At 62.6% G+C, this 26,873-nt stretch carries 19 protein-coding genes; 12 read left to right on the forward strand and 7 right to left on the reverse strand.

Features of this window, described 5'->3' with window-relative positions; translation table 11 throughout:
* The first annotated feature begins 44 nt into the window (after nucleotides 1-44).
* A complete protein-coding gene (locus AC3WLP_RS23960; RefSeq protein WP_012053162.1) occupies nucleotides 45-848 on the forward strand; it encodes an MOSC domain-containing protein in 804 nt (267 codons plus the stop codon).
* Between the two features lie 111 nt (nucleotides 849-959).
* On the opposite strand, the gene AC3WLP_RS23965 is transcribed toward AC3WLP_RS23960, so the two are convergent.
* Nucleotides 960-2,885 carry a transglycosylase SLT domain-containing protein gene (locus AC3WLP_RS23965; protein WP_041168502.1) on the reverse strand — a complete coding sequence of 642 codons (1,926 nt, stop codon included), beginning with the start codon at nucleotides 2,883-2,885 and terminating at the stop codon, nucleotides 960-962.
* Nucleotides 2,886-3,105: 220 nt separating this feature from the next.
* On the opposite strand from AC3WLP_RS23965, the gene AC3WLP_RS23970 reads away from it, so the two are divergent.
* A complete protein-coding gene (locus tag AC3WLP_RS23970; RefSeq protein WP_003248759.1) occupies nucleotides 3,106-5,034 on the forward strand; it encodes an ATP-binding cassette domain-containing protein in 1,929 nt (642 codons plus the stop codon).
* A gap of 107 nt (nucleotides 5,035-5,141) precedes the next feature.
* Here AC3WLP_RS23970 and AC3WLP_RS23975 read toward each other — a convergent pair whose 3' ends face one another.
* The gene (locus tag AC3WLP_RS23975; RefSeq protein WP_012053160.1) at nucleotides 5,142-5,582 is read right to left on the reverse strand and encodes a universal stress protein; all 441 of its coding nucleotides are present in this window, start codon (nucleotides 5,580-5,582) and stop codon (nucleotides 5,142-5,144) included.
* 110 nt (nucleotides 5,583-5,692) lie between these two features.
* Between AC3WLP_RS23975 and AC3WLP_RS23980 the strand changes: the two genes are divergently transcribed.
* The 7 genes from AC3WLP_RS23980 to AC3WLP_RS24010 all read left to right on the forward strand — a co-directional run bounded on the left by AC3WLP_RS23980 (nucleotide 5,693) and on the right by AC3WLP_RS24010 (nucleotide 14,122).
* Nucleotides 5,693-6,130 carry a hypothetical protein gene (locus tag AC3WLP_RS23980; protein WP_003248762.1) on the forward strand — a complete coding sequence of 146 codons (438 nt, stop codon included), beginning with the start codon at nucleotides 5,693-5,695 and terminating at the stop codon, nucleotides 6,128-6,130.
* Nucleotides 6,131-6,741: 611 nt separating this feature from the next.
* The gene (gene fadB / locus AC3WLP_RS23985; RefSeq protein ID WP_014591781.1) at nucleotides 6,742-8,889 is read left to right on the forward strand and encodes a fatty acid oxidation complex subunit alpha FadB; all 2,148 of its coding nucleotides are present in this window, start codon (nucleotides 6,742-6,744) and stop codon (nucleotides 8,887-8,889) included.
* A gap of 31 nt (nucleotides 8,890-8,920) precedes the next feature.
* Nucleotides 8,921-10,096: an acetyl-CoA C-acyltransferase FadA gene (fadA, locus tag AC3WLP_RS23990; protein WP_003248768.1), complete on the forward strand. Its 1,176-nt coding sequence runs from the start codon at nucleotides 8,921-8,923 to the stop codon at nucleotides 10,094-10,096.
* Nucleotides 10,097-10,171: 75 nt separating this feature from the next.
* Nucleotides 10,172-10,423, forward strand: a complete 252-nt coding sequence (locus AC3WLP_RS23995) for a DUF1653 domain-containing protein (RefSeq protein WP_003248769.1) — start codon at nucleotides 10,172-10,174, stop codon at nucleotides 10,421-10,423.
* Between the two features lie 100 nt (nucleotides 10,424-10,523).
* The gene (gene topA / locus AC3WLP_RS24000) at nucleotides 10,524-13,133 is read left to right on the forward strand and encodes a type I DNA topoisomerase (protein WP_003248770.1); all 2,610 of its coding nucleotides are present in this window, start codon (nucleotides 10,524-10,526) and stop codon (nucleotides 13,131-13,133) included.
* Nucleotides 13,134-13,322: 189 nt separating this feature from the next.
* On the forward strand, nucleotides 13,323-13,838 hold the full coding sequence (locus AC3WLP_RS24005) for a DUF6586 family protein (RefSeq protein WP_003248773.1): 516 nt from the start codon (nucleotides 13,323-13,325) through the stop codon (nucleotides 13,836-13,838).
* Nucleotides 13,839-13,888: 50 nt separating this feature from the next.
* The gene (locus AC3WLP_RS24010; protein WP_003248777.1) at nucleotides 13,889-14,122 is read left to right on the forward strand and encodes a hypothetical protein; all 234 of its coding nucleotides are present in this window, start codon (nucleotides 13,889-13,891) and stop codon (nucleotides 14,120-14,122) included.
* A 50-nt stretch (nucleotides 14,123-14,172) separates the two neighbouring features.
* On the opposite strand, the gene sulA is transcribed toward AC3WLP_RS24010, so the two are convergent.
* Complete coding sequence (gene sulA / locus AC3WLP_RS24015) at nucleotides 14,173-14,649, reverse strand: SOS-induced cell division inhibitor SulA (RefSeq protein ID WP_014753928.1); 477 nt, start codon at nucleotides 14,647-14,649, stop codon at nucleotides 14,173-14,175.
* A gap of 13 nt (nucleotides 14,650-14,662) precedes the next feature.
* A complete protein-coding gene (gene lexA, locus AC3WLP_RS24020) occupies nucleotides 14,663-15,271 on the reverse strand; it encodes a transcriptional repressor LexA (protein WP_010953131.1) in 609 nt (202 codons plus the stop codon).
* Nucleotides 15,272-15,486: 215 nt separating this feature from the next.
* Between lexA and AC3WLP_RS24025 the strand changes: the two genes are divergently transcribed.
* Nucleotides 15,487-16,194 carry a TetR/AcrR family transcriptional regulator gene (locus AC3WLP_RS24025; protein ID WP_003248784.1) on the forward strand — a complete coding sequence of 236 codons (708 nt, stop codon included), beginning with the start codon at nucleotides 15,487-15,489 and terminating at the stop codon, nucleotides 16,192-16,194.
* Between the two features lie 189 nt (nucleotides 16,195-16,383).
* Nucleotides 16,384-17,382 carry a beta-N-acetylhexosaminidase gene (nagZ, locus tag AC3WLP_RS24030; protein WP_178085923.1) on the forward strand — a complete coding sequence of 333 codons (999 nt, stop codon included), beginning with the start codon at nucleotides 16,384-16,386 and terminating at the stop codon, nucleotides 17,380-17,382.
* Between the two features lie 366 nt (nucleotides 17,383-17,748).
* Here the strand turns inward: nagZ and AC3WLP_RS24035 are convergent, their stop codons facing one another.
* The 3 genes from AC3WLP_RS24035 to mfd are packed head-to-tail and all read right to left on the reverse strand — an operon-like array spanning nucleotide 17,749 to nucleotide 25,102.
* Nucleotides 17,749-21,066 carry a DEAD/DEAH box helicase gene (locus tag AC3WLP_RS24035; protein WP_088513652.1) on the reverse strand — a complete coding sequence of 1,106 codons (3,318 nt, stop codon included), beginning with the start codon at nucleotides 21,064-21,066 and terminating at the stop codon, nucleotides 17,749-17,751.
* A gap of 4 nt (nucleotides 21,067-21,070) precedes the next feature.
* Nucleotides 21,071-21,643, reverse strand: coding sequence for a CsiV family protein (locus AC3WLP_RS24040; RefSeq protein ID WP_003248789.1), 573 nt, complete (start codon nucleotides 21,641-21,643; stop codon nucleotides 21,071-21,073).
* Between the two features lie 9 nt (nucleotides 21,644-21,652).
* Complete coding sequence (gene mfd, locus AC3WLP_RS24045; protein ID WP_012053155.1) at nucleotides 21,653-25,102, reverse strand: transcription-repair coupling factor; 3,450 nt, start codon at nucleotides 25,100-25,102, stop codon at nucleotides 21,653-21,655.
* A gap of 167 nt (nucleotides 25,103-25,269) precedes the next feature.
* Between mfd and AC3WLP_RS24050 the strand changes: the two genes are divergently transcribed.
* Nucleotides 25,270-26,733 (forward strand): glyceraldehyde-3-phosphate dehydrogenase, encoded by a 1,464-nt coding sequence (locus AC3WLP_RS24050; protein WP_010953137.1) that lies wholly within the window; start codon nucleotides 25,270-25,272, stop codon nucleotides 26,731-26,733.
* Nucleotides 26,734-26,873 lie beyond the last annotated feature (140 nt).

A 26,873-nucleotide genomic window follows, 5' to 3' on the forward strand; every position in this document is an offset into this window, starting at 1 on the left:
GCCAGGTATAAGCTTGGCTTTTGGCATGAAGCGAGGCAGCAGGGATGTTTCTCAGTGAGTTGTATCGATACCCGGTGAAGTCGGGGCAGGCGCAAAGCCTGAAGGCATCACCGGTGGGGTTGTTGGGGTTGCAAGGCGACCGGCGCTGGATGGTGGTCGAGGAAGAAAACGGACGCTTCCTGACCCAGCGTGCCTGGCCACAACTTGGCCAGATCGACGCGAGCGATGACGACAGCGGCCAGTTGCTGCTGCAAGCCCCTGGACAGGCGCCGTTGCGGGTGCCTGTACCGCCTGCCGATGACGCCCTGCGCGGCGTGACGATCTGGCGCGATACCCTGCGTGTGCCGGACGCTGGCGATGCCGCGGCGGCCTGGTTGAGTGAGTTGCTGGGCAAAGCCGTACGCCTGGTGCATTGCCCGGAGCAGCGTGCGCGTTACTTGCCCAATGGTTACGGCTTAAACAGTGACCGTGCGGCGTTTCCGGATGGCTTCCCCTTGCTGCTGATTGGGCAGGGCTCGCTGGACGAGCTTAACCGGCGTATTGGCCGGCCCATGTCGATGCGGCGCTTTCGGCCCAACCTGGTGGTGCAGGGCGCGGAGCCGTTTGCCGAGGATGCCTGGAAGCGGATTCGCATCGGCAGCTTGGTGTTTCGCGTGCTCAAGCCCAGTGTGCGGTGCATCTTCACGACCATCGATCCAGCCACCGGGGAGCGCAGCGCTGACCGTGAGCCGATGGCTACGCTGAAGACTTTCCGCGAAAAAGAAGGCGACGTGCTGTTCGGCCAGAACCTGGCTGTGGATGGCAGTGGGTGGCTGGAGGTGGGGATGGAAGTAGAAATCCTGGAATAGGTGTGTTGCCTGTACCGGCCTCTTCGCGGGTGAACCCGCTCCTACAACGACCGCGTAACCCTTGTAGGCGCGGGTTCACCCGCGAAGAGGCCGGTACAGGCTCAACAGCAATCACATGTCATCGAAATACCGTTCGTGCCAATCCACCAGTGGCTGCGGTGAATTCAGCTTCTGCCCGTAGATCACCGAATACGACAGCACGTTCTGTACATACTGGCGTGTTTCGTCGAACGGGATCGACTCCACCCACACATCGAAGCTCAGGTGCTTGGCCCCTTTGAGCCACTGTCGCACGCGCCCGGGCCCGGCGTTGTAGGCTGCCGAAGCCAGCACCCGGTTGCCGTTGAACTGGCTGTGTACCTGGCTCAGGTAGGCCGCACCCAGCTGGATGTTCTTGTCCGGGTTCAGCACTTGCGCCGGTGAGGCCAGCGGGATGCTGAACTTGCGTGCGGTTTCCTTGGCCGTGGCCGGCATCAGTTGCATCAGGCCGCTGGCGCCCACGGGTGAGCGTGCGTCCTCCATGAAGGCGCTTTCCTGGCGAGTGATGGCGAATACCCAGCTCGAATGCAGGCCGCGAACCTTGGCTTCACGCACCAGCGTGTCGCGGTGGGCCATGGGAAAGCGGATGTCCAGGTCGTCCCAGTACCGGGCCTGGCTGATGGTGCGGATGGCCGGGAAGTACCAGCGCAGCTCATAGCCCAGGCGTGCCTGCGCAACCATTTCGTCACGGGTGAAGTGGCGGCTGACGTGGTACCACTCACGGCGGCCGTCGACGATCTGACCGCGGGCGTGGAATTCCAGTGCGCGCTGGATGCCGGGCGTGTTGCGGACCTTCTTGACCAGCTGGGGGCTCAGCAGCAGCGGCTTGTTGTTCAGCTGGTACGGTGTCTGTGCCCGGTCGGCGGCGAGGAAGCCATAGAAGTCACGCTCACGCGCTGCGGTCTTGTACAGCAGCGGGATCTGCGGGTTGTTGGGCTGTGCCAGCTCCAGGCTGCGAGCCTGCCAGTACTTCCAGCGGCTGGTGCTGGCCAGGTCCTGAGGAAGGCGCTTGGTCAGCTCGTAGGCGTCCTCCCAGCGGCCCAGGCGCAGCAGCAGGCGAAGGCGCCATTCGCTGACTGTGTTGTCACGCAGCTCGGGGTCATAGCGGGTCATCAGGTCGAGCGCGCGTGGGTCGTAGCGGCGTGCGAGGGTCAGGCCGATTTCGCGGGCGATGGCTACCTTTTCGTCACGCGAGAAGTGCATGCGCTGGGCGTAATCGTCGAGCAGTGCCATGGCCCGCTCCGGGTCCTGCCGGGCCAGGCGACGAAGGCCGAGGCTGACCACGTCGGACATGGCCTCGTTGACCGGGGTAAAGCGCGACGGCTGGTTGAGCAGCTCGGGCTTCTGCGCGACGTCGATCAGCAGGCGCCCCTGCGGGCCGAGGGTGGTCAGGGACTTGACCAGGGTGTTGGCCAGGCCGTAGTTGCGCGCCTGGGCGGCCAGCTTGGTGCGTTCCCAGCGCTTGGCCTCGGTCAGCTGGCCTTCGGCTGCCCACATGCCGAACAGCGTGTCGCAGGCGGCAGGTTGCGATTTGCCGACGTTCCACAGCTTGTCTGCGGTGGCGTAACCTTCGGCGCGCAAGCCGTGGCTGAGCTGGTATTGGCCGTTGAGGCAGTCCAGCTCGGTGAAGTTGAGCTTGGGGTCGTAGTACTTGACGAAGGTATCCCACTCGCCGCGTTCAGCCAGCCAGCGCAACCAGCGCAGTTTCATCCAGTTGGCCTGGGGCAGGTCGCCATGCTTGGCCAGGAAACCTTCGATTTCCTGGTTGCTGGCGCTTTTCAGGCGGGCGGTGAGTTCGTCGTAGGCCAGGTAGGGCGTCAACGGGTAGTCGCTCAAGGCCTGGGCATAGCGCAGGTAGGGGCCTTTGTCGCCTTTGGCCAGCGCTCGCTTGGCTTCGTCATAGTACTGGCGTTGCAGGGTCAGGTCGGTGGCCTGCGCCGCGCTGGTGGCAGCGGTAAGCAGCAGGCAGGATGCGATGTGTAACAGGCGGCTGCGCATGATACGTCCGGGCAGTTGAACCATGGGGAGTGTCGGCGGAGCCAGCACTGTTGAAAGCTATTGCCTTAGCTTAGCTGTTTGCCGGCGGTGGGTGAAAGCACTGTGCTTGTATCGGGAAATTAAGTTCGACCAGATGTCGCCAGGTGCTCGCCGGTTGGCCTGGCGGATGCCGTCGGGGGCCAAGTCAGGTAGAATGCGCGCCCGATTTATGGAGACGAACATGACCCTGCTCAAATTCAGCGATGTGTCCCTCGCATTCGGCGCCATGCCGCTGCTGGACAAAGTGTCCTGGCAGATCGCTCGTGGCGAGCGGGTGTGCATCATCGGCCGCAACGGCACCGGCAAGTCGAGCATGCTGCGCCTGGTCAAGGGCGAGCAGAAGGGCGACGACGGTGAAATCTGGCGTGCCCCTGGCCTGAAGATCGGTGAGTTGCCACAGGAGCTGCCGGTGGCCGACGAGCGCACGGTGTTCGACGTGGTAGCCGCTGGTCTGGACGGCGTGGGCGAATTGCTGGCGCAGTTCCACCACCTGAGCATGAACATCCAGGGCGATGAAGACCTGGAAAAACTCATGCACGTCCAGCACGAGCTGGAGGCCCGCGACGGCTGGCGCCTGCAGCAGGTGGTGGAAAGCACACTCAGCCGCCTGCAGCTGCCGGCCGACAAGACCCTGGCCGAGCTTTCCGGTGGCTGGCGCCGCCGCGTACTGCTGGCCCAGGCGCTGGTGTCCGAGCCCGACCTGCTGCTGCTCGACGAACCGACCAACCACCTGGACATCGGTGCCATCGCCTGGCTCGAAGAGGCCCTGCGTGGCTTCAACGGCGCGGTATTGTTCATCACCCACGACCGTTCGTTCCTGCAGAACCTGGCCACCCGTATCCTCGAACTGGACCGCGGCGGCCTGATCGACTGGAACGGTGACTACGCCAGCTTCCTGGTGCACAAGGAGGCCGCACTGGCCGCCGAAGAAACCGCCAACGCGCTGTTCGACAAGCGCCTGGCCCAGGAAGAAGTGTGGATCCGCCAGGGTATCAAGGCTCGCCGTACCCGCAACGAAGGCCGCGTGCGTGCACTGAAGGCCCTGCGTGTGGAGCGTGGCGAGCGCCGTGAACGACAGGGCAAGGCCAACATCCAGATCGAAGCCGCGGACAAATCCGGCAAGCAGGTGATGGTGCTGGAGAATGTCAGCTTCCATCACGCGGACGGCCCCCTGCTGGTCAAGGACTTTTCCATGGTCCTGCAGCGGCAGGATCGCATCGGTCTGCTGGGCGCAAACGGCACTGGCAAGACCACGTTGCTCAAGATGATGCTGGGCGACCTTGAGCCCACTGCGGGTAAAGTGGAGCGCGGCACCAAGCTTGAGGTGGCCTATTTCGACCAGATGCGCCACCAGCTCGACCTGGAAAAGACCGTAATCGACAACCTGGCTGAAGGCCGTGATTTCATCGAGATCGATGGCCAGAACCGCCACGTGCTGAGCTACCTGGGCGACTTCCTGTTCAGCCCCCAGCGCGCGCGTACGCCGGTCAAGGCGTTGTCGGGTGGTGAGCGAGCACGGTTGCTGCTGGCCAAGCTGTTCAGCAAGCCGGCCAACCTGCTGGTACTCGACGAACCGACCAACGACCTGGACGTGGAAACCCTCGAGCTGCTGGAAGAGGTGCTGTCCAACTACAAGGGCACCGTGCTGATGGTCAGCCACGACCGGGCCTTCCTCGACAACGTCGTGACCAGCACCCTGGTGTTCGAAGGCGAGGGCAAGGTGCGTGAGTATGTGGGCGGTTACGAGGACTGGATTCGCCAGGGCGGCTCGCCGAAGCTGCTGGGTGTGACCGAGAGCAAGGGCGGTAAGTCTGCGCTCAACAGCGCGGTAGTGGAGAAGGTCGAGGCCAAGCCTGAGCCTGTTGCGGCGCCGGTGGTGGAAGACGCTTCGAAGAAGAAGCTGAGCTACAAGCTGCAGCGTGAGCTGGAGATGCTGCCGGGGCAGATTGATGAGCTGGAGCAGCGTATGGCTGAAGCCCAGGAAGAAGTGAATGCGGCGGGCTTCTATCAGCGGCCGATTGCAGAAACTTCGGCGGTGCTGGCACGGATCGAGAAGCTGCAGGGCGAGCTGGATGTCTTGGTGGAGCGCTGGGCTGAGCTGGAAGGCTGATTGGCGTTAGCCCGTTCCGGCCTCTTCGCGGCTAAAGCCGCACCTGCAGGGATTGCCATACCCTTGCAGGCGCGGGCTGGCCCGCGAAGAGGCGGGTTCAGGTCCAGTCAATCCTTCTTCAGCAAGCGTACCGCCAGCACGTCACACGGCGCACCGTGCAGCACATCGTTGGCCGTGGAGCCCAGCAGCAATGCCAGGCCGTGACGGCCATGGCTGCCGACAACGATCAGATCGCACTGCTGGTCCTTGGCCAACTGGTGGATTTCCTGGCGAGGCTGGCCGTAGGTCAGGTGCGAGTCGCCGCGGTTGATTCCCGGGTATTTGTTGAACAGGCGGTCCATGCGCTCCTTGGCCTGGTCGAACTGCTGCTGTTGCAGCTGCGACAGGTCCATCGGTACGTCACCGCCGAAGGCCATGGCCATCGGCTCGACGATGTGCACCAGGGATACCTTGGCATTCGAAGGCTCTGCCAGCGCCATGGCGCGCTTGATCACCGGGTCGCATTCTTCGGTCAGGTCGACGGCGACCAACAAATGTTCGTATTGCATGAGCGGTACTCCTGTCAATCGCGATAGAAGAAGTATGGTCGCTTTAGGGCGGGTCTACCGTGAAAAATGGCTAACCAGCTCATTTGCAACGCTTTATGGGAACTACTGATATGACGGTATTGCTGGTGGTGTCAATCCTTGCGCTGATTCTCAGTCCGCTTTCCTGGCTGCGCAGCTCGCGCAAGCAGAGCGAGCAGATGAAGTTGCGCCTGGAGGCGCGGCGCATGGGGTTGGCCATGCAACTGGCGCCGCAGCAGTGGCCGCACTGGCTGGAAAAGGAGCCGCCAAGCCCTTGCCCGCAGTATCACAGAGCCCGGCGCCGTGGGCATGAGGACAGCTTCAGCTTCTGGCAGGTCAGCCCCGGGGTGTGGTGGAACCAGTGGCGCGAGCCCTGCGAAGACCCACGCTTCATGGGCGCCTTGTCGCGCTTGCCGGCGAGTGTATACAAGGTCGAGGCCGATGCGCGGATGATTGCCCTTTACTGGACCGAACGTGGCGATACTGCTGTGTTGCAGGATGTTGCCTACGCCCTCGAAACCTTGGCTTGAGCGCCGCCCATGCGCGACCCCTGTAGGCGCGGATTCATCTGCGAACACTGGCAGAGCCGGTGCCAAACTCCGCGGTGCCTGCTTCGCGGGTAAACCCGCTCCTACGGGGGCATCCAGGCGGGTCAATCTGTTCTGTAACGACAAAGCGGCGGCTCGGCATAACCCTGAAGGGGTGGGGTGCCAAGTCGCCGCTTTGCGTTCTGCTGCGCAGAAAAGGCCAGGCAGGCCGGGTTATTCATTCAAGCAAGTGCCAGTGTAGTCGCCCTGGCTCGCCGCGCAAGCGCAAAGCAATCAGCCAATGCTTGTGGTCAATCGCTGACATGAATGACCGGCGATCACTGTCATCATGTTTTGTACCCGAACGATAGAAAATGACTGGAAAGTCGCGTTTTCGCCGTGCTCGTGAGCATTTGACAACGCCCATCTTTTCGGAGAATGTGTGCACACCCAAATCAAACGGGCGTATGAATTGAGCGTTTGTATGTCATGACGCCAAGCCATACTTCCGACTAGCGCGCTGACGGGTGTGCCTGGGGCAAGGCAGCTTAGGCCTGCTTCTGCTGCAGCGATCGGCGTGTACAGTTCAGCTTCCATATCGTGGAGATCAGTTGATGATTTACGAAGGTAAAGCCATCACGGTTAAGGCTCTTGAAAGTGGCATCGTCGAGCTCAAGTTCGACCTCAAGGGTGAGTCCGTCAACAAGTTCAACCGCCTTACCCTGAACGAGCTGCGCCAGGCCGTCGATGCCATCCGGGCCGATGCCTCAGTCAAGGGCGTGATCGTCAGCAGTGGCAAGGACGTGTTCATCGTCGGCGCCGACATCACCGAGTTCGTCGACAACTTCAAGCTGCCTGAGGCCGAACTGGTCGCTGGCAACCTGGAAGCCAATCGCATCTTCAACGCCTTTGAAGACCTCGAAGTGCCGACCGTTGCCGCCATCAACGGCATCGCGCTGGGCGGCGGCCTGGAAATGTGCCTGGCGGCCGACTACCGGGTCATGTCCACCAGCGCCAGGATCGGCCTGCCGGAAGTCAAGCTGGGTATCTACCCGGGCTTTGGCGGTACCGTGCGCCTGCCGCGCCTGATCGGCTCGGACAACGCCATCGAGTGGATCGCCGCCGGCAAGGAAAACCGTGCCGAAGACGCCCTGAAAGTGGGGGCCGTCGACGCCGTGGTCGCCCCTGAGCTGCTGCTGGCCGGTGCCCTCGACCTGATCAAGCGTGCCATCAGTGGCGAGCTGGACTACAAGGCCAAGCGCCAGCCGAAGCTGGAAAAGCTCAAGCTCAATGCCATCGAGCAGATGATGGCCTTCGAGACTGCCAAGGGCTTCGTCGCTGGCCAGGCCGGCCCGAACTATCCGGCCCCGGTCGAAGCGATCAAGAGCATCCAGAAAGCCGCCAACTTCGGTCGCGACAAGGCCCTGGAAGTCGAAGCCGCAGGCTTTGCCAAGCTGGCCAAGACCTCGGTCGCCGAGAGCCTGATCGGCTTGTTCCTCAACGATCAGGAACTCAAGCGCAAGGCCAAGGCGCATGACGAGATCGCCCACGACGTGAAGCAGGCCGCCGTGCTCGGCGCCGGCATCATGGGCGGCGGTATCGCCTACCAGTCGGCGGTCAAAGGTACGCCGATCCTGATGAAAGACATCCGCGAAGAAGCCATTCAGCTGGGTCTGAACGAGGCCTCCAAGTTGCTTGGCAACCGCGTCGAGAAGGGCCGCCTGACCCCAGCCAAGATGGCCGAGGCCCTCAACGCCATTCGACCGACCCTGTCCTATGGCGATTTTGCCAATGTCGACATCGTCGTCGAGGCAGTGGTCGAGAACCCGAAGGTCAAGCAAGCGGTACTGGCGGAAGTGGAAGGCCAGGTGAAGGACGATGCGATCCTCGCTTCCAACACCTCTACCATCTCTATCAACCTGCTGGCCAAGGCGCTCAAGCGCCCGGAAAACTTCGTCGGCATGCACTTCTTCAACCCGGTGCACATGATGCCGCTGGTGGAAGTGATCCGTGGTGAGAAGTCCAGTGACGTGGCGGTCGCCACCACCGTGGCCTACGCCAAGAAAATGGGCAAGAACCCGATCGTGGTCAACGACTGCCCGGGCTTTTTGGTCAACCGCGTGCTGTTCCCGTACTTTGGCGGTTTTGCCAAGCTGGTCAGCGCCGGTGTCGACTTCGTGCGCATCGACAAGGTCATGGAGAAGTTCGGCTGGCCGATGGGCCCAGCCTACTTGATGGACGTGGTCGGCATCGACACCGGCCACCACGGCCGTGACGTCATGGCCGAAGGCTTCCCGGATCGCATGAAGGACGAGCGCCGCTCGGCAGTCGACGCGTTGTACGAGGCCAACCGCCTGGGCCAGAAGAACGGTAAGGGCTTCTACGCCTACGAAACCGACAAGCGCGGCAAGCCGAAGAAGGTTTTCGATGCCACCGTGCTCGACGTGCTCAAACCGATCGTGTTCGAGCAGCGCGAAGTCACTGACGAAGACATCATCAACTGGATGATGGTCCCGCTGTGCCTGGAGACCGTGCGTTGCCTGGAAGACGGCATCGTCGAAACCGCTGCCGAAGCCGACATGGGCCTGGTCTACGGCATTGGTTTCCCTCCCTTCCGCGGTGGTGCGCTGCGTTACATCGACTCGATCGGTGTGGCCGAATTCGTCGCCCTGGCCGATCAGTATGCCGACCTGGGGCCGCTGTACCACCCGACCGCCAAGCTGCGTGAAATGGCCAAGAACGGCCAGCGCTTCTTCAACTGAGCGGTCAACGAGCTAGAGCGAGAGATTTGATATGAGCCTGAATCCAAGAGACGTGGTGATTGTCGACTTCGGTCGCACGCCAATGGGCCGCTCCAAGGGTGGCATGCACCGCAACACCCGCGCCGAAGACATGTCGGCGCACCTGATCAGCAAGCTGCTGGAACGCAACGGCAAGGTTGACCCGAAAGAAGTCGAGGACGTGATCTGGGGCTGCGTCAACCAGACCCTGGAGCAGGGCTGGAACATCGCCCGCATGGCCTCGCTGATGACCCAGATCCCGCACACTTCCGCGGCGCAGACCGTCAGCCGCCTGTGCGGCTCGTCCATGAGCGCGCTGCACACGGCCGCCCAGGCGATCATGACCGGTAACGGTGATGTGTTCGTGGTCGGTGGCGTGGAGCACATGGGCCACGTCAGCATGATGCATGGCGTAGACCCCAACCCGCACCTGTCCTTGCATGCCGCCAAGGCTTCCGGGATGATGGGCCTGACTGCAGAAATGCTCGGCAAGATGCATGGCATCACCCGTGAGCAGCAGGACCTGTTCGGCTTGCGTTCGCACCAGCTGGCCCACAAGGCCACGGTCGAAGGCAAGTTCAAGGACGAGATCATCCCGATGCAGGGCTACGACGAGAACGGCTTCCTGAAGGTGTTCGATTTCGACGAAACCATTCGCCCGGAAACCACCCTCGAAGGCCTGGCATCGCTGAAGCCTGCGTTCAACCCGAAAGGCGGTACGGTCACGGCCGGTACCTCGTCGCAGATCACCGACGGCGCCTCGTGCATGATCGTCATGTCCGGTCAGCGTGCCATGGACCTCGGTATCCAGCCATTGGCGGTGATCCGTTCGATGGCAGTTGCCGGTGTCGACCCGGCAATCATGGGCTACGGCCCGGTGCCATCGACCCAGAAAGCCCTCAAGCGTGCGGGCTTGACCATGGCCGATATTGACTTCATCGAGCTCAACGAAGCCTTCGCTGCACAGGCCCTGCCCGTGCTGAAAGACTTGAAAGTGCTCGACAAGATGGATGAGAAGGTTAACCTGCACGGCGGCGCCATTGCTTTGGGCCACCCGTTCGGTTGCTCCGGGGCGCGGATTTCCGGCACCCTGCTCAACGTCATGAAGCAAAATGGCGGTACGCTGGGTGTTGCGACCATGTGCGTCGGCCTGGGCCAAGGTATCACCACTGTCTTCGAACGCGTCTGATCGCGTAGCGGGACAGCAGCCGGGGCCTAGTGCCCCGGTTTTGTTTTTTCAGGTTTTCTTCAGGAGGTGTGCAACATGCAGATACAACCAGGCGTATACCGGCATTACAAAGGGCCTGAGTACCGTGTCTTCAGTGTTGCGCGGCACTCCGAAACCGAAGAGTGGATGGTGTTCTACCAATGCCTGTATGGTGATTACAGCTTCTGGGTACGTCCCCTTTCGATGTTCCAGGAGTCCGTCGAATTTGACGGCGAGCAGGTGCCACGCTTTGCTTTGGTCAAGGCCGAAGAGGGGCTGCCCGGGTTGCTGGGCAAGTCGCACGCGTGATCGTCCGAGCTTGACCTCACACTTTTGCCACTATATATAGCGGTGCCGCGTCTGGCACTTGGCGCGTTTTTTATCTTCAGATTCAGGAATACTCCGATCCATGGGCAAATCGCTGGTCATTGTGGAATCCCCGGCCAAGGCCAAGACCATCAACAAGTACCTGGGCAACCAGTACGTGGTGAAGTCGAGTATCGGCCATATCCGAGACCTCCCCACCAGCGGTTCGGCCAGCGCGAGCAAAGAGCCGGCCGCCAAGCGTGGCAAGGCTGCGGGTGAGGCGCCGGCGCTTTCGCCGAAAGAGAAGGCCCGCCGCCAGCTGGTGGCACGCATGGGCGTCGACCCCGACCATGGCTGGAAGGCCAAGTACGAGATCCTGCCTGGCAAGGAAAAGGTGATCGAAGAGCTGCGCCGCCTGGCCAAGGATGCCGACACCATCTATCTCGCAACCGACTTGGACCGCGAAGGGGAAGCCATTGCCTGGCACCTGCGCGAGGCCATCGGGGGTGACGACACCCGCTACAAGCGCGTGGTGTTCAACGAAATTACCAAGAAGGCCATTCAGGAAGCGTTCTCGCAGCCAGGCGAGCTGGACATCGACCGGGTCAACGCCCAGCAGGCGCGGCGTTTCCTCGACCGCGTGGTCGGTTACATGGTTTCGCCGCTGCTGTGGGCCAAGATTGCCCGTGGCCTGTCCGCTGGCCGTGTGCAGTCGGTAGCGGTGAAGCTGGTGGTTGAGCGAGAGCGTGAGATCCGCGCGTTCATCCCGGAAGAGTATTGGGAGATCCACGCCGACCTCGGCACCGCCAAGAACGCCAAGGTGCGTTTCGAGGTGGCGCGCGAGAAGGGCGAGGCCTTCAAGCCGCTGAACGAAGCTCAGGCCATGGCTGCACTGGAAAAGCTCAAGGCTTCCAGTTACAGCGTGGTCAAGCGCGAAGACCGCCCGACCAGCAGCAAGCCATCGGCACCGTTCATTACGTCCACCTTGCAGCAAGCGGCCAGTAACCGCCTGGGCTTCGGTGTGAAGAAAACCATGATGATGGCCCAGCGCTTGTACGAAGCGGGTTACATCACCTACATGCGTACCGACTCGACCAACCTGTCGGCTGACGCCCTGGATATGGCACGCAGCTACATCGAGCGGGAGTTCGGCAAGCAGTACCTGCCGGAGGCGCCACTGGTTTACGGCAGCAAGGAGGGCGCCCAGGAGGCGCACGAAGCGATTCGGCCTTCTGACGTGAATACCCACCCGACCAAGCTCAGCGGCATGGAGCGTGACGCCGAGCGCCTGTACGAGCTGATCTGGCGCCAGTTCCTGGCGTGCCAGATGCCGCCAGCGCAGTACCTGTCCACCAGTGTTACCGTCGCTGCCGGCGATTTCGAGCTGCGTGCCAAGGGCCGCATCCTCAAGTTCGACGGCTACACCCGTGTGCTGCCACAGCAGAGCAAGCCGGGCGAAGACGACGTGCTGCCAGAGATGGTTCAGGGTGAGGCGCTGAAACTGATCCAGATCGACCCGAGCCAGCACTTTACCAAGCCGCCTGCACGCTTTACCGAAGCCAGCCTGGTCAAGGAAATGGAAAAGCGCGGCATTGGCCGCCCATCGACCTACGCGGCGATCATTTCCACCATCCAGGACCGTGGCTATGTGACGCTGCACAACCGCCGCTTCTACTCCGAGAAGATGGGCGATATCGTCACCGAGCGCTTGTCGGAGAGCTTCTCCAACCTGATGGACTACGGCTTTACCGCCGACATGGAAGAGAACCTCGACGACGTGGCCCAGGGCGAGCGTGACTGGAAGAACGTGCTCGACGAGTTCTACGGCGATTTCAGCAAAAAGCTGCAGACTGCCGAGTCCAGCGAAGACGGCATGCGCGCCAACCAGCCGACCATGACCAACATTCCATGCAAGGAATGTGGTCGGCCGATGATGATTCGCACCGCTTCTACGGGTGTGTTCCTGGGCTGCTCTGGCTACAGCCTGCCGCCGAAAGAGCGCTGCAAGGCTACCGTCAACCTGGTGCCGGGCGACGAGATTGCCGCTGACGACGAGGGCGAGTCGGAGTCGCGCGTACTGCTGGGCAAGCACCGTTGCCCGATCTGCGCCACCGCGATGGACGCCTACCTGCTGGACGAGAAACACAAACTGCACATCTGCGGTAACAACCCGGATTGTGTCGGTTACGAGATCGAGGAAGGCAACTACCGCATCAAGGGTTACGAAGGGCCGAGCCTGGAGTGCGACAAGTGCGGTAGCGAGATGCAATTGAAGACCGGCCGTTTCGGCAAGTTCTTCGGCTGCACCAACCCGGCATGCAAGAACACCCGCAAGCTGCTCAAGAGCGGCGAGGCGGCGCCACCGAAGATGGACAAGGTGGACATGCCGGAGCTCAAGTGCGAGAAGGTCGACGATACCTACGTGCTGCGCGACGGTGCTTCTGGGTTGTTCCTGGCTGCCAGCCAGTTCCCCAAGAACCGCGAAACCCGTGCGCCGCTGGTGCTGGAGATCGTGCCGCACAAGCATGAGATCGACCCGAAGTACCACTTCCTGTGCGATGCGCCGCAGAAAGACCCGGATGGCCGCCCGGCGGTGATTCGTTACAGCCGCAAGACCAAGGAGCAGTACGTGCAGTCCGAGGTCGATGGCAAGCCAACCGGTTGGAAGGCGTTTTACGACGGCAATGCCTGGAAGGTTGAAGACAAGCGCTGATCCATCGGTGCTGTGATTTGGGGCCGCTTTGCGCCCCTTCGCGGGCTTGCCCGCTCCCACCAGTACAGCGCCACATTCATGGGCGGCGCGATACCTGTGGGAGCGGGCAAGCCCGCGAAGGGGCGCAAAGCGGCCCCAATCATTTATGATGCAGATATCCGCCTTGTAGCCTTATGGGAGGGCACTGAAATGGCCCAGGAACTCTACACCCGCACCAACCAGAAACTGTTCTTCGCCGGCCTCGCCCTCGAGTCCATGGCCAAGGCTGAACAAAGCCAGGCCATGAATGCCCAAGGCCTGGTCCAGGCTGAGCGCGAGTCGGCGCTGTTCCACCTGTATGGCGCTCTGTTGGGGCTGTGCCATGAAATCGGGGGCTTCTATCGCCTGCCGGTCGTCGCAACGGTGGAGCAAGCCCTGGCCGACGATGCCCTGAACGGTATCGCCATCCCGGAAGTGGCCGAGTTGCTGGAACTGGCCCGCCAGCGGGAAACCTGGCTGGCGCAAATGCTCGGTGCTTATGCCGATTTGTTCCGACCACCGGTCGCCAGAAAAGCGCCGAAAACCGACGTCACCCAACCCCTGATTCAAGCTGTCAATCTTGATGAGCCTGAGCATCCAGCGCTGTCGCGTGCCGAGCTGGAAAGCTGGCGCAATGACCTTAAAAGTTTGGTGAGACGTTTCCGTGACGCGTTGAGTGAGTGCTGATAGCCGCAACGGCTGGTACAATAATCGCCTTTCGCGGAGAACTGCCATTTATGTCTACGTCTTTTCTGGAAATTGTCGAGTTGCCTGACGGCCGCATCGAGCTTCGTCGCGCCGAGGATGAGGGCTCTCTGGTAACCCTGGATTTCTCGGAAGACGCCAAGGTGTTCCTGCAGGGTCAGCATGTGGAAGTGGCCAAGGCCATGCTCAGTGTGGGCGTGCAGATGGCCGGTCGCCTGATGGATGGCGAGCTCGAGCGTGATGAAGGGCCGCGTGTGCTGCACTGAGTGTGCAGCAGCGTATCAGGCTATTTGAAGTGACAGGCAGAGCCTGAACATCAGCCGAGGCGGATGTTCAGGCTTTGTGCGTTTCCGGCACTGGCTGCACGTAGCAGTTGCTGGCGTGCAGTGGCATTGACGTTGCCCAGCCAGCTCACCACGGTGTGGCTGAGGCCCAGGTGCAAAGCCTCACAGGCCAGTTGCAGCGCACTTTGATTGCTCCGGGGTTGCAGCAGCAGAATACGTTCACGGTTGAGCCCGGCATCGCGCAGCCAGGCCTGGGTCAGGCTTGGCGGTGGGGCGATCAGGGTCAGCCAGCGGGCCTCGTCCTCTTCGCTCAGTTCGCGCAGCACGGGTGCCAGCAGGCTTTGGCAGTGGCCAGGGGCACCGCGCAGCGACAGTTCGCTGAACAGCTCGGGCTGACTGCTCTTGCGCGCCGGTTCCCTGGCTTTCAAACCAGGCAGCACGGGCTGAGCGAGGAATGCTTCGAACAGGGGCAACTGGGCTTGCTCGGGTGCGTGAATGAACTGCTGCATGACGCCTCCTGGATCAGCGGCGAATGACGCCGACGCTCAAGCCCTCGATCACCAGCTCCTGTTCTTTCAGGTCGACTTCGATGGGGGCGAATTCGGGGTTTTCGGCAAGCAGCCAGACTTTGCTGCCTTCACGCTTGAAGCGCTTGACGGTAACTTCGTCGCCGATGCGCGCCACCACGATCTGGCCGTTACGGGCTTCACGGCAGGTGTGCACCGCCAGCAGGTCACCGTCGAAGATGCCGACGTCTTTCATGCTCATGCCGTGTACGCGCAGCAAATAGTCGGCTTGGGGGTGGAAGAAGGCAGGGTTGATGTTGCAGGATTGCTCGATGTGCTGTTCGGCAAGAATCGGCGCACCGGCAGCGACCCGGCCGATGATGGGCAGGCCGGCTTCTTCGGCCTTAGCTTCCAGGCCAGGGATGCGGATGCCGCGGGAAGCGCCCGGCGTCATTTCGATCGCGCCCTTGCGGGCAAGGGCCTTGAGGTGCTCCTCGGCGGCATTGGGCGACTTGAAGCCCAGCTCCTGAGCAATCTCGGCGCGGGTAGGCGGGAAGCCGTTGTCTTCCAGGCAGCGCTTGATGAACGCGAGAATTTCGGCTTGGCGTGGCGTCAGTTTCAACATGGTAAGCGCTCTGTCTTTTTGTACAGTGACTGGGATTATATACAGTACTGGGTGCGCTGCAAGCCAAAAACCGCAATAAACAGAAGAGGTGGCGCTTGCAGTGGGCCGGCTGGCGCTTTTAAATGGCGACCGCCCAGTCACCGAGCCTTGACAGAAGCAGGGCTGAAACGTATGTTTCAAACACCTGTTTGTCTGACGGAGTAGTCGGAGTAGTCATGGCCCAATCGGAAACCGTTGAACGCATTCTCGATGCTGCCGAGCAGCTGTTCGCGGAAAGGGGGTTCGCCGAAACCTCGTTGCGGCTGATTACCAGCAAGGCCGGGGTCAACCTGGCGGCAGTCAACTATCATTTCGGCTCCAAGAAGGCGCTGATCCAGGCTGTTTTTTCGCGTTTCCTCGGCCCATTCTGCGCCAGTCTCGAGCGTGAGCTGGAGCGCCGCCAGGCCAAGCCGGAGCAAAAGCCCAGCCTTGAAGAACTGCTGGAAATGCTCGTAGAGCAGGCGCTGGCCGTGCAGCCGCGTAGCAACAACGACCTGTCGATCTTCATGCGCCTGCTGGGTCTGGCGTTCAGCCAGAGCCAGGGTCACCTGCGGCGCTATCTGGAAGACATGTACGGCAAGGTGTTCCGCCGCTACATGCTGCTGGTGAACGAGGCTGCGCCACGCATTCCGCCACTGGAACTGTTCTGGCGTGTGCACTTCATGCTGGGTGCCGCGGCCTTCAGCATGTCCGGTATCAAGGCCTTGCGGGCGATTGCCGAGACTGACTTCGGCATCAATACCTCGATCGAGCAGGTGATGCGCCTGATGGTGCCGTTCCTGGCGGCAGGCATGCGCGCTGACAGCGGTGTGACCGACGAGGCGATGGCCACTGCGCAGCTGCGTCCGCGAACCAAGACCAGTTCGGCTACCGCCAAGGCCTGAAGGCTGGGCGTGGCGGGGCGCTTCCGCTAAGCTAGCGCCCATGCCCTATCTCGATCTACTTCACATTTCCCTTGCTGACCAGCGCCTTTATGGCTTCGCCTGTGGCCAACAGCGCGTGTCTGCCGGTGTCTGCTGCCCCCCGGTGGGCTTCTCTCTGTCTTCAATGAAGGATTACCCATGACTGTCAGCCTGCAAGGCTCCCTGATGGTGGATATCGCCGGTAAATGGCTGACCGCCGAAGACCGTCAACTGCTTCGCCAGCCGGAAGTGGCTGGCCTGATCATCTTCGCCCGCAATATCGACAGCCCGCGCCAGGTGCGCGAACTGTGCGCGTCCATCCGCGCCATTCGCCCCGAGCTGATCCTGGCAGTGGATCAGGAAGGTGGTCGCGTACAGCGTCTGCGCCAGGGCTTTGTGCGCCTGCCGGCCATGCGTGCGCTGGCCGATAACGACAATGCTGAATACCTGGCTGAACAGTGCGGCTGGCTGATGGCGACCGAGGTACTGGCAGTTGGCCTGGACCTCAGCTTTGCTCCGGTGCTCGACCTGGACCACCAGCGTAGCGCCGTGGTGGGCAGCCGCGCCTTCGAGGGTGACCCGCTGCGTGCAACGCGACTGGCCGGCGCGTTCATCCGTGGCATGAATGCGGCAGGTATGGCCGCGTGTGGCAAGCATTTCCCAGGGCATGGCTGGGCCGAAGCCGATTCGCATGTGGCCATCCCCACCGATGAGCGCAGCCTGGAACAACTGCGCCAGGCCGACCTGGTGCCGTTTACCCGCCTGAGTGGGCAACTGGCGGCAGTGATGCCGGCGCATGTCATCTACCCGCAGGTTGACAACCAGCCCGCTGGCTTCTCGCGGCGTTGGTTGCAGGACATCCTGCGTGGCGAGCTGGGCTTTGATGGGGTGATTTTCAGTGATGACCTGTCGATGGCTGGTGCGCATGTGGTTGGCGACGCGGCCAGCCGTATCGAGGCGGCGCTGAGCGCCGGTTGTGATATGGGCCTGGTGTGCAATGACCGGGCGGCGGCGGAGCTGGCGCTGAGTGCGGCGCAGCGCATGAAGGTCAAGCCATCGCCGCGGATTGCCCGGATGCGTGGGCAAGGGTTTGCGCGGACCGATTATCGCCAGCAGCCGCGCTGGCTGGAGGCGTTGGGGGCGTTGAGGGAAGCTCAGCTGGTCGATTGACTGCTGGCCTGTTCGCGCTCACAGGTACCGCATCTCATGCTTGTAGGAGCGGGTTTACCCGCGAATACGGTGGCGGCGGCAACGGTGAACGGCGGGTGGTAATTGGCCAGCAGGTCCGGCCTCTTCGCGGGTAAACCCGCTCCTACGACGACCTGTGCCGAACCACCGATGCGTGCCTGTAGGCGCGGGTTTACCCGCGGATACGGTGGCGGCGGCAACGGTGAACGGCGGGTGGTAATTGGCCGGCAGGTCCGGCCTCTTCGCGGGTAAACCCGCTCCTACAGCGGCCTGTGCCGAATCACCGATGCGTGTGTAGGCGCGGGCTTGCCCGCGAAGAGGCCCGCACAGGCTGTATCCGCTTTTGGTCTACCGCCCGCGCTTTCCAGGCAATGGCGCAAACAGGGCCTCGATTTCTTCATCGCCAAGCCGCCATTGCCCAGCCTGCCCGCCGTCCAGCAGGCTGGCCGCCAGTGCTGCCTTTTCCTGCTGCAACAACTGGATCTTCTCTTCCACCGTACCCCGGGTAATCAGCTTGAACACGAACACCGGCTTGTCCTGGCCGATGCGGTAGGCACGGTCGGTAGCTTGGTTTTCGCTGGCCGGGTTCCACCAGGGGTCGAAGTGGATCACGGTGTCCGCCGCCGTCAGGTTCAAGCCTACGCCCCCTGCCTTGAGGCTGATCAGGAACACTTCGCTTTCACCTTGCTGGAACTGCTGCACTGGCGTGCGACGGTCGCGAGTATCACCGGTCAGCAGGCTGTAACGGATTTTGCGCTTCTCAAGCTCCTGCTCGATCAGCGCCAGCATCGAGGTGAACTGTGAGAACAACAACACCCGGCGCCCTTCGCTGAGCAGTTCTTCGAGCATCTCCAGCAGCGCACCCAGCTTGCCCTTGTCGGCCTGGTTGCCTTTGCTTTCTACCCCCTTGACCAGGCGCAGGTCACAGCACACCTGGCGCAGCTTGAGCAACGCATCGAGGATCACGATCTGGCTGCGTGCGGCGCCATTGCGGGCGATTTCGTCGCGGACTTTCTGGTCCATGGCCACTCGCACGGCTTCGTACGTATCGCGCTGGGCATCACTGAGCTCGACCCAGTGCACCATCTCGGTCTTGGCCGGCAGTTCTGTGGCTACCTGCTCCTTGGTGCGGCGCAGCAGGAACGGCCGGATGCGGCTGGCCAGGTGGGCCATGCGCTCGCTGTCACCGTGGCGCTCGATCGGGTTGCGGTAATCCTGGTTGAAGCGCTTCAGGTCGCCCAGCCAGCCGGGCATCAGGAAGTGGAAGATCGACCACAGTTCGCCCAGGTTGTTTTCCATTGGCGTGCCGGTCAGGCACAGGCGCTGCCCGGCCTGTAGCTCGCAGACGGCGAGGGCAGCCTTGCTGCTGCTGCTCTTGATGTTTTGCGCCTCGTCCAGTATCAGCACGTGCCAGGCCTGGGGGCGCAGCTGTTCCAGGTCGCGTGGCATCAAGGCGTAAGTGGTCAGGACCAGATCGTACTCATGGAGTTTGGTGAAGTGCTTGCTGCGCCCCGGCCCATGCAGTGCCAGGACGCGCAGGTCGGGGGCGAAGCGCTGGGCTTCGTCCAGCCAGTTGGGTATGAGGCTGGTCGGCATGACTGCCAGGGCCGGTGCATTCAGGCGCCCGCACTGTTTCTCCAGCAGCAGATGGGCCAAGGCCTGCAGGGTCTTGCCCAGGCCCATGTCGTCGCCGAGGATACCGCCGGTACCCATCTCGCGCAGGGCCTGCAGCCAGTTCAAGCCTTGCTGCTGATAGGGGCGCAAGCTGGCCTGCAGCCCTGTGGGCGGTTCTACCTGCAGGTCCCGGGCATCGCGCAGGCGCCGGCCCAGATCGCGTACGTGCTCGCCACCTTCCCAGTGCAGGGGCAGGCCTTCTATTTCGTTCAGACGCGCGGCGTCGGCGCGCTCCATGCGCAGGGACGGGCCTGCAGTGTCCTCGTGCAGGTAGAGCTCGCCCAGGGTGCCCATGACTGCCTTGATGCGGCCATAGGGCAGGGCGACGCGCAAAGCCGGGGCATCGAGACGGCCGCGATTGAGGTCGATCAGCAGGTGTTCATCATCGCTGCGCCGGGCCAGTTCGCTAGGGCGTAGCAGCTCCGGGCTGCTGCGCAGCAGGTGCAACACGATCGGCAGCAGGCTGTGGCGCTGGCCATCGACCACGATGCCGAGTTCCAGGTCGAACCATTCATGGCCAGGCGCTTCGTCGATGGTTGCATACCAGTCGTCCACCTCCTGCAGGTTGAAGGCGAAGTCGCGGTGAATATCGATGTCCCAGCCGGCTTCGCGCAGGCGCGGCAGGCCTTCGCGGGCAAAGCGCAGCCAGGCTTCGTCGTCAGGCAACTGGTGCATTTCGCCGGCGCTGTCGGGTAGGGCCTTGCTCTGCCGTGTGGCGGGCTTGAAGCCGAAATCGCGCAGTACCTTGCGCAGCGCCTGCTCGGCTTGAGTCTGGCGGCGAATGCGCTGGCTGGTGCTGCCTGCCAGGCGGGTCAGCGGCTTTTCGTCGGTGCCGCTGGCCTGCAAGCCGTCATAATCGAACGCCAATGCGGCGCGGTGTTGCATTTGCCGTTGCATGCGACCGGTTTTCGGCATGTAGGCGGTGTATTCAAGGCTGCCGAGAGCAAGAAGGGGCTTTGGCTGGATGTTATCGAGCAACTGCTCCTGCACTTGCGTCGGGGTCGGCACCTTATGGCTGAGGGCATTGAGCTTGTGGCTCAGGGGTACGACCAGGTGTTCCGGCACGTCGGGTGCAATAGTCAGCTGTACGGCGACGTGGGGATCCAGGCTGTGCTCGACCTTGCCCACTTCACGGGTCGGCAGGTCCAGGTAGTAAAGCGGCAGCAGCGGGATGACGCAGCGCAGCATCGCTTCGCCGCTGTACCACCGCCCCCGGTAATTTCCGTTGTCCAGGCGTACCCAGCGAAACTCGGCGTGGCGCACCGGGCCTTCATGAAGCAGGGGGAGGTCGGTGTCGAAGAACATCCGCCCGGTTTCGAGGGCGCGCTGGAACAGCTCGCCACCTTCATGGCCCTTCAGTCGGTAGCCGCGATCCTGGCCGCCGCCCTGATTCAGGGCCGAGAGCAGGCGCAGAATGCGGATGTCTTCGTCTGTTACGAAGCGCGGTGGCTCGTAGAGGAAATCGTAAAGGGACTGGACGCGGCTGAAGCGGATGCCGTCCTCCGTTCGCGTGCCCTTGCGCACAAGCAGGGCGCAGCCCGCATCGTCGGTGAGCTGCAGCTGATAGCACACCATGCGCCCGCGTTTGTCTTCGGTCGCGTCGGTCTTGGGTGGGGCCTGCTCCAGGCCGCTCAACCAGTGCTGCAGTTCGGCGGACAAGGCGCCCGGGTTGGCTTGCGTGTCCTTACTGCTGGAAAAGCGCTCGCTGACGCAGAAAAGGACAGCGGCGCAATGCTTGCAGTTTTGCCGTACCGGGCAATCGCAGTCACCGCGCACATGGCACCGGCCGCCCGCTACGTGCAACTTGATGTGTTGCCGGTAGTGGTTGTTGCCGCTCCCCTGGCAACTGGCCGTTATGGTTGGCCCATGAATGCCTTCCAGTTCGGCCCTGCCTTCCTCGGCATAGCGCTCACCGCGCTGCAGGGCAGCTTTGCTGAACGATTGAATCCAGTTCGGATAGGCGTTCACCATTTCGGCGGCATCGTCCTTCATGGGCTTACTGCTCCATCATCTCCGGGTCCATCACCGGCATTTTCGGCGTGCCTGGTGGGGTCACCTTCAGCAGCACCGCCAGGTGCCCGCCGTCGAGAAAGGTCAGCTGGCCGCCCTTGACGTTGCTGTTGCTTTGCCTGAACTGCTCGCTTTGCAGCACGTTGCCGTTGCCATCCAGCTGGTTGACCCAGAAGTTGGCCTCGACGGTGATGAAGCGGCCTTCAGCGATGCTCAGGTTGCCTTCGATAGGGAAGTGCCCGAACTGTTCGGTGCCTTCGCCCAGGGCGATGCGGCTGGGTTCGCTGCCCACCTGCTGTTGCCAGGCCTTGTGCATCAGCACCGTGTAGTCGGCGGTGGCTTCCAGGCGGGTGGCTTCATCTTCAAGTGCTGGGGGGCGCTCGGCCTCTTTCGCCAGGCGTGGGGCGCCAGCGCTCCAGTCTTCGGGGGCGAACGGGCTGGTGAAGGCGGGCACGCTGTTCTGCCGCACCAGAATCATTTCTACCTGATACAGGCCTTCGGCGAAGGCCGCTGGGGCGAACAGCGCCAGCAGCAGGGTCAGGCAACGGATGGCACGCATGAGTCTTCCTTAGGCAGGCTGTGGGGTCAGGCGCTCGAACAGCGCCTCCAGGGTATTGAAACGTTCGTCGGGGCGTTCCATCGGTACCAGGAAGCGGAACTGGGTGGCGCCTTCGAACTTGTAGCGTTTGGGTTGACCCTGGATCAGCTTGATCAGGGTCAGTGGGTCGACCGGTGTTTCGGCTTCGAACTCGAGCTTGCCACCGTTGGGCCCCGCATCGACTTTCTTGATGCCGAGCTTTTCCGCGTGCAGCTTGAGTGACGTCAGGCGCATCAGGTTCTTGGTCGGCTCTGGCAGCAAGCCGAAGCGGTCGATCATCTCGACCTGCAAGTCCTTGAGGCCCTCCTCGTCGGCAGCCGAGGCAATGCGTTTGTACAGGATCAGGCGCGCATGCACGTCAGGCAGGTAGTCCTCGGGGATCAGTGCCGGCAGGCGCAGGTTGATCTCCGGGCCGCCACCCAGGGGTTGCTCAAGGTTCGGCTGGGTACCTTTTCGGATTGCCTTGACCGCACGTTCGAGCATTTCCATGTACAGGGTGAAGCCCACTGCCTGGATCTGCCCGCTCTGGCCTTCGCCCAGCAGCTCGCCGGCACCGCGGATTTCCAGGTCGTTGGTGGCCAGCACAAAGCCTGCGCCAAGGTCTTGCGTGTTGGCGATCGCCTCCAGGCGCTTTTCGGCGTCGGCGCTCACCTTCTGACGGGTAGGTGTGAGCAGGTAGGCGTAGGCCTGGTGGTGACTACGGCCAACCCGGCCACGCAGCTGGTGCAGCTGGGCCAGGCCGAACTTGTCGGCGCGCTCGATGACGATCGTGTTGGCGCTGGGCACGTCGATACCGGTTTCGATAATGGTCGAGGCCACCAGCACGTTGAAACGCTTGTGGTAGAAATCGCTCATCACCTGTTCCAGCTCGCGTTCGCGCATTTGCCCGTGGCCGATGCCGATGCGTGCCTCGGGCACCAGCTCGGCAAGGTCGGCGGCGCATTTTTCGATGGTTTTCACATCGTTGTGCAGGTAATACACCTGGCCACCGCGCAACAGTTCGCGCAGCAGCGCCTCCTTGACCGTGCTCTTGTTCTGTTCCATGACGAAGGTGCGCACCGACAGGCGGCGTGCTGGCGGCGTGGCGATGATCGACAGGTCGCGCATGCCCGCCACCGCCATGTTCAGCGTGCGCGGAATCGGCGTGGCGGTCAGGGTGAGGATATCGACCTCGCTGCGCAGCGCCTTCAGCTGTTCTTTCTGGCGCACGCCAAAGCGGTGCTCTTCATCGATGATGGCCAGGCCCAGGTCTTTGAAGCGTACGTCGTCCTGCAGCAGCTTGTGGGTGCCGATGAGAATGTCGATCTTGCCTTCGGCAAGGTCCGCGGCGGCGGCGGCCACTTCTTTGGCCGATTTGAAGCGGCTCATCACTTCCACGGTCACGGGCCAGTCGGCAAAGCGGTCGCGGAAGCTGTTGTAATGCTGCTGGGCAAGCAGGGTGGTGGGCACCAGTACGGCCACCTGGCGGCCACTGTGCACGGCGATGAACGCCGCGCGCATGGCCACTTCGGTCTTGCCGAAGCCCACGTCGCCGCAGACCAGGCGGTCCATTGGCTTGGGTGCCAGCATGTCGGCGCGCACGGCCTCGATGGCGGCCTGCTGGTCCGGGGTTTCCTCGAACGGGAAGCCGGCGCTGAAAGTGGCGTAGTCGGCGGACGGGTCGGCAAACGCGTAGCCCTTGCGCGCGGCGCGGCGGGCATAGATGTCGAGCAGTTCGGCGGCCACGTCGCGGACCTGTTCGGCGGCCTTGCGCTTGGCTTTCTGCCAGGCCTCCGAACCCAGCCGGTGCAACGGAGCCAGGGCGTCGTCGCTGCCGGTGTAGCGGGCGATCAGGTGCAGGTTGGCCACCGGCACATACAGCTTGGCGTTCTCGGCGTATTCCAGCGTCAGGAATTCGGCGGCCTGGCCGTCGATTTCCAGCGTGGCCAGGCCCAGGTAGCGCCCGACGCCATGGTCGATGTGCACCACCGGCGCACCTTCGCGCAGCTCGGTGAGGTTCTTGATGACCGCGTCGTTGGCGGTTTCGCCGCGCTTGTCACGGCGCCGGCGCTGCATCACTCGCTGGCCGAACAGTGGGCTTTCGGCAATCAGGGCCAGCCCTGGATCGTCCAGCAGCAGGCCGTCGTCCAGCGGGGCGATGGTGATCGCCAGGCGCTCGGCACCGGTAATGAAATCGTCCCAGCCTTCGACGGTATGCGGGCGCAGCTTCAGCCGTTCGAGCAGTTCCAGCAGCACTTCCCGGCGGCCCGCTGATTCGGCGGTGAAGAGCACGCGGCCGGGGAACTGGTCGAGGAAGTTGGCCAGCTCGGCCAGCGGCTGGTTGGCCTTGGCCTCGATGGCCAGGTTGGGCAGGGCGCGCGCCGGGAAGCGCTCGCGGCCCACGCCAGGCTCCAGCGCTTCGCTGCTGACCACCACCCGGGGCCACTGCTTGAGCCGGGCGAAGCAATCTTCCACCGGCAGGAACAGCTCGGCCGGCGGCAACAGCGGCCGGCTGAGGTCGCCGCGGCGGTCTTCATAGCGCCCGCGCACGTCGTTCCAGAAGTGCTCGGCGGCCTGTTCCACACCGGGTAGCGAGAACACCTGGGTGTCGGTCGGCAGGTAGTCGAACAGGGTCGAGGTTTCTTCGAAGAACAGCGGCAGGTAGTACTCGATACCGGCGGGGATGATGCCGCTGGCCAGGTCCTGGAAGATTGCACTGCGGCGGAAGTCGACGTCGAAGCGCTCGCGAAAGCGTGCCTTGAAGCGGGTCACTTCTTCCTTCTGCATCGGGAATTCGCGTGCCGGCAGCAGGCGCACCGAATCCACCTTGTCGATCGAGCGCTGGGTCTCGGGGTCGAAGGTGCGCAGCGTTTCGATCTCGTTATCGAACAGGTCGATGCGATAGGGCAGTTTGCTGCCCATCGGGAACAGGTCGATCAGCGCGCCGCGCACGGCGAACTCGCCATGCTCGTAGACGGTGTCGACACAACGGTAGCCGCTGGCCTCCAGGCGCAGGCGCATCTGTTCCACGTCGATCGTCTGGCCCACATCCAGCACCAGGCTGCTGCCCAGCAGAAAACGCGTGGGTGCCAGGCGGTGCAGGGCGGTGGTGATCGGCACCACGAGGATGCCGTGGCTCAGCTCCGGCAGGCGGTACAGGCTGGCGATGCGCTGGGAGATGATGTCCTGGTGCGGCGAGAACAGGTCGTAGGGCAGGGTTTCCCAATCGGGGAACGGCAGCACTGGCAGGTCTGGGGCAAAGAAGCGCAGCTCCTGCTCCAGACGGTCGGCGGCCTGGCTGTCGGCCGTCAGCAGCAGGGTGAAGCGGCCAGCGCTGCTGGCGGCTTCGGCGATGGCAAGGCTGAGGGCGGCACCGGGCAGGTTGCCCCAGGTTTGTTTGCCGGCCGTGGCCGACATTTGCGGTAGGCGCAGAACTGACACGGGAGATTGCACTCCAAGCGTTGCGGCAAAGAGACCGATTGTACCGGTGACAGTGCCGGCTGTCAGGCTCGAAAGGGCATGAACGCTGGCTTGCGTCACTGTGACAGGCACTCATTGCCGGTTCCGCGTTGGGGCGTCATAATGTAGCCCCTTTTTTCTGTCCCTACATGTGGAAGGTTCCCGTGACTCAGAAGCCCGACCAGTGTCTTGGTGAGTGGATTGATCGTGAAGCCCTGGCTGAAGCGATGATCCCGCTTATCGGTCAGCTCTACCGCAATAACAATGTGGTGAGCTCGATTTATGGCCGCAGCCTGATCAACCGTTCGGTTATCTCGATCCTCAAGGCGCACCGCTTTGCGCGCCACCGCCAAACCGACGAAACCGAACTGTCCGTCCACGAGACATTCCCCCTGCTCAAGGCCATGAGCGAGCTGAAACTGGGCGCCGCATCGGTCGACCTGGGCAAGCTGGCCAACAAGTTCAAGCAGGAAGGCAATGGCCGCACTGCCGAGCAGTTCGTCCGTGAAGAGCTGGCCGACGTGGTCGGTCAGCAGAACGCTTCGGCGCGCAAAGGCACCGACGTTGTCCTGTACGGCTTCGGTCGCATCGGCCGCCTGCTGGCGCGCATCCTGATCGAGAAGACCGGTGGTGGTGACGGCCTGCGTCTGCGTGCCATCGTCGTGCGCAAAGGCGCCGAAAACGACCTGGTCAAGCGTGCCAGCCTGCTGCGCCGTGACTCGGTGCACGGCCCGTTCGATGGCACCATCACCATCGACGAAGCCAACAACACCATCACCGCCAACGGCAACCTGATCCAGGTTATCTACGCCAAGAGCCCGAGCGAAGTCGACTACACCCAGTACGGCATCGACAATGCGCTCATCGTCGACAACACCGGCGTATGGCGTGACGCCGACGGCCTGGGCCAGCACCTGGCCTGCCCGGGTGCTGCCCGCGTGATCCTCACCGCACCTGGCAAGGGCGCGCTGAAGAACATCGTGCACGGTATCAACCACGGTGACATCACTGCCGATGACAAGATCATCTCGGCGGCCTCCTGCACCACCAACGCCATCGTGCCGGTGCTCAAGGCCATCAACGACCAGTACGGCATCGTCAACGGCCACGTCGAAACCGTTCACTCGTTCACCAACGACCAGAACCTGATCGACAACTTCCACAAGGGCAGCCGCCGTGGCCGTGCCGCGCCGCTGAACATGGTAATCACCGAAACCGGCGCCGCCACCGCTGCTGCCAAGGCACTGCCAGTGCTGAAGGGCAAGCTGACCGGCAACGCGATTCGTGTTCCGACGCCGAACGTTTCGATGGCCATCCTGAACCTGAATCTGGAAAAGGCCACCACCCGCGACGAGATCAACGAGTACCTGCGCCAGACCGCCATGCACTCGGAGCTGCACAAGCAGATCGACTACGTGGCTTCGCAGGAAGTGGTTTCGACCGACTTCGTCGGCTCGCGCCATGCCGGTGTGGTTGACGCAGAGGCGACCATCGCCAACGACAACCGCGTTGTTCTGTACGTCTGGTACGACAACGAATTTGGTTATAGCTGCCAGGTGGTTCGTGTGATGGAAGACATGGCCGGTGTGAACCCGCCAGCGTTTCCACGCTGATTCGCTTGTAAGGCAATGAAAAAACGGGAACCTTCGGGTTCCCGTTTTTTTATTCTGAATGTGTGTTGTCAGTGCCGGCCCTTTCGCGGGTAAACCCGCGCCTACAGGATTATCGCTGCCCCTGTAGGCGCGGGTTTACC

Source organism: Pseudomonas sp. FW305-E2 (assembly GCF_058782925.1).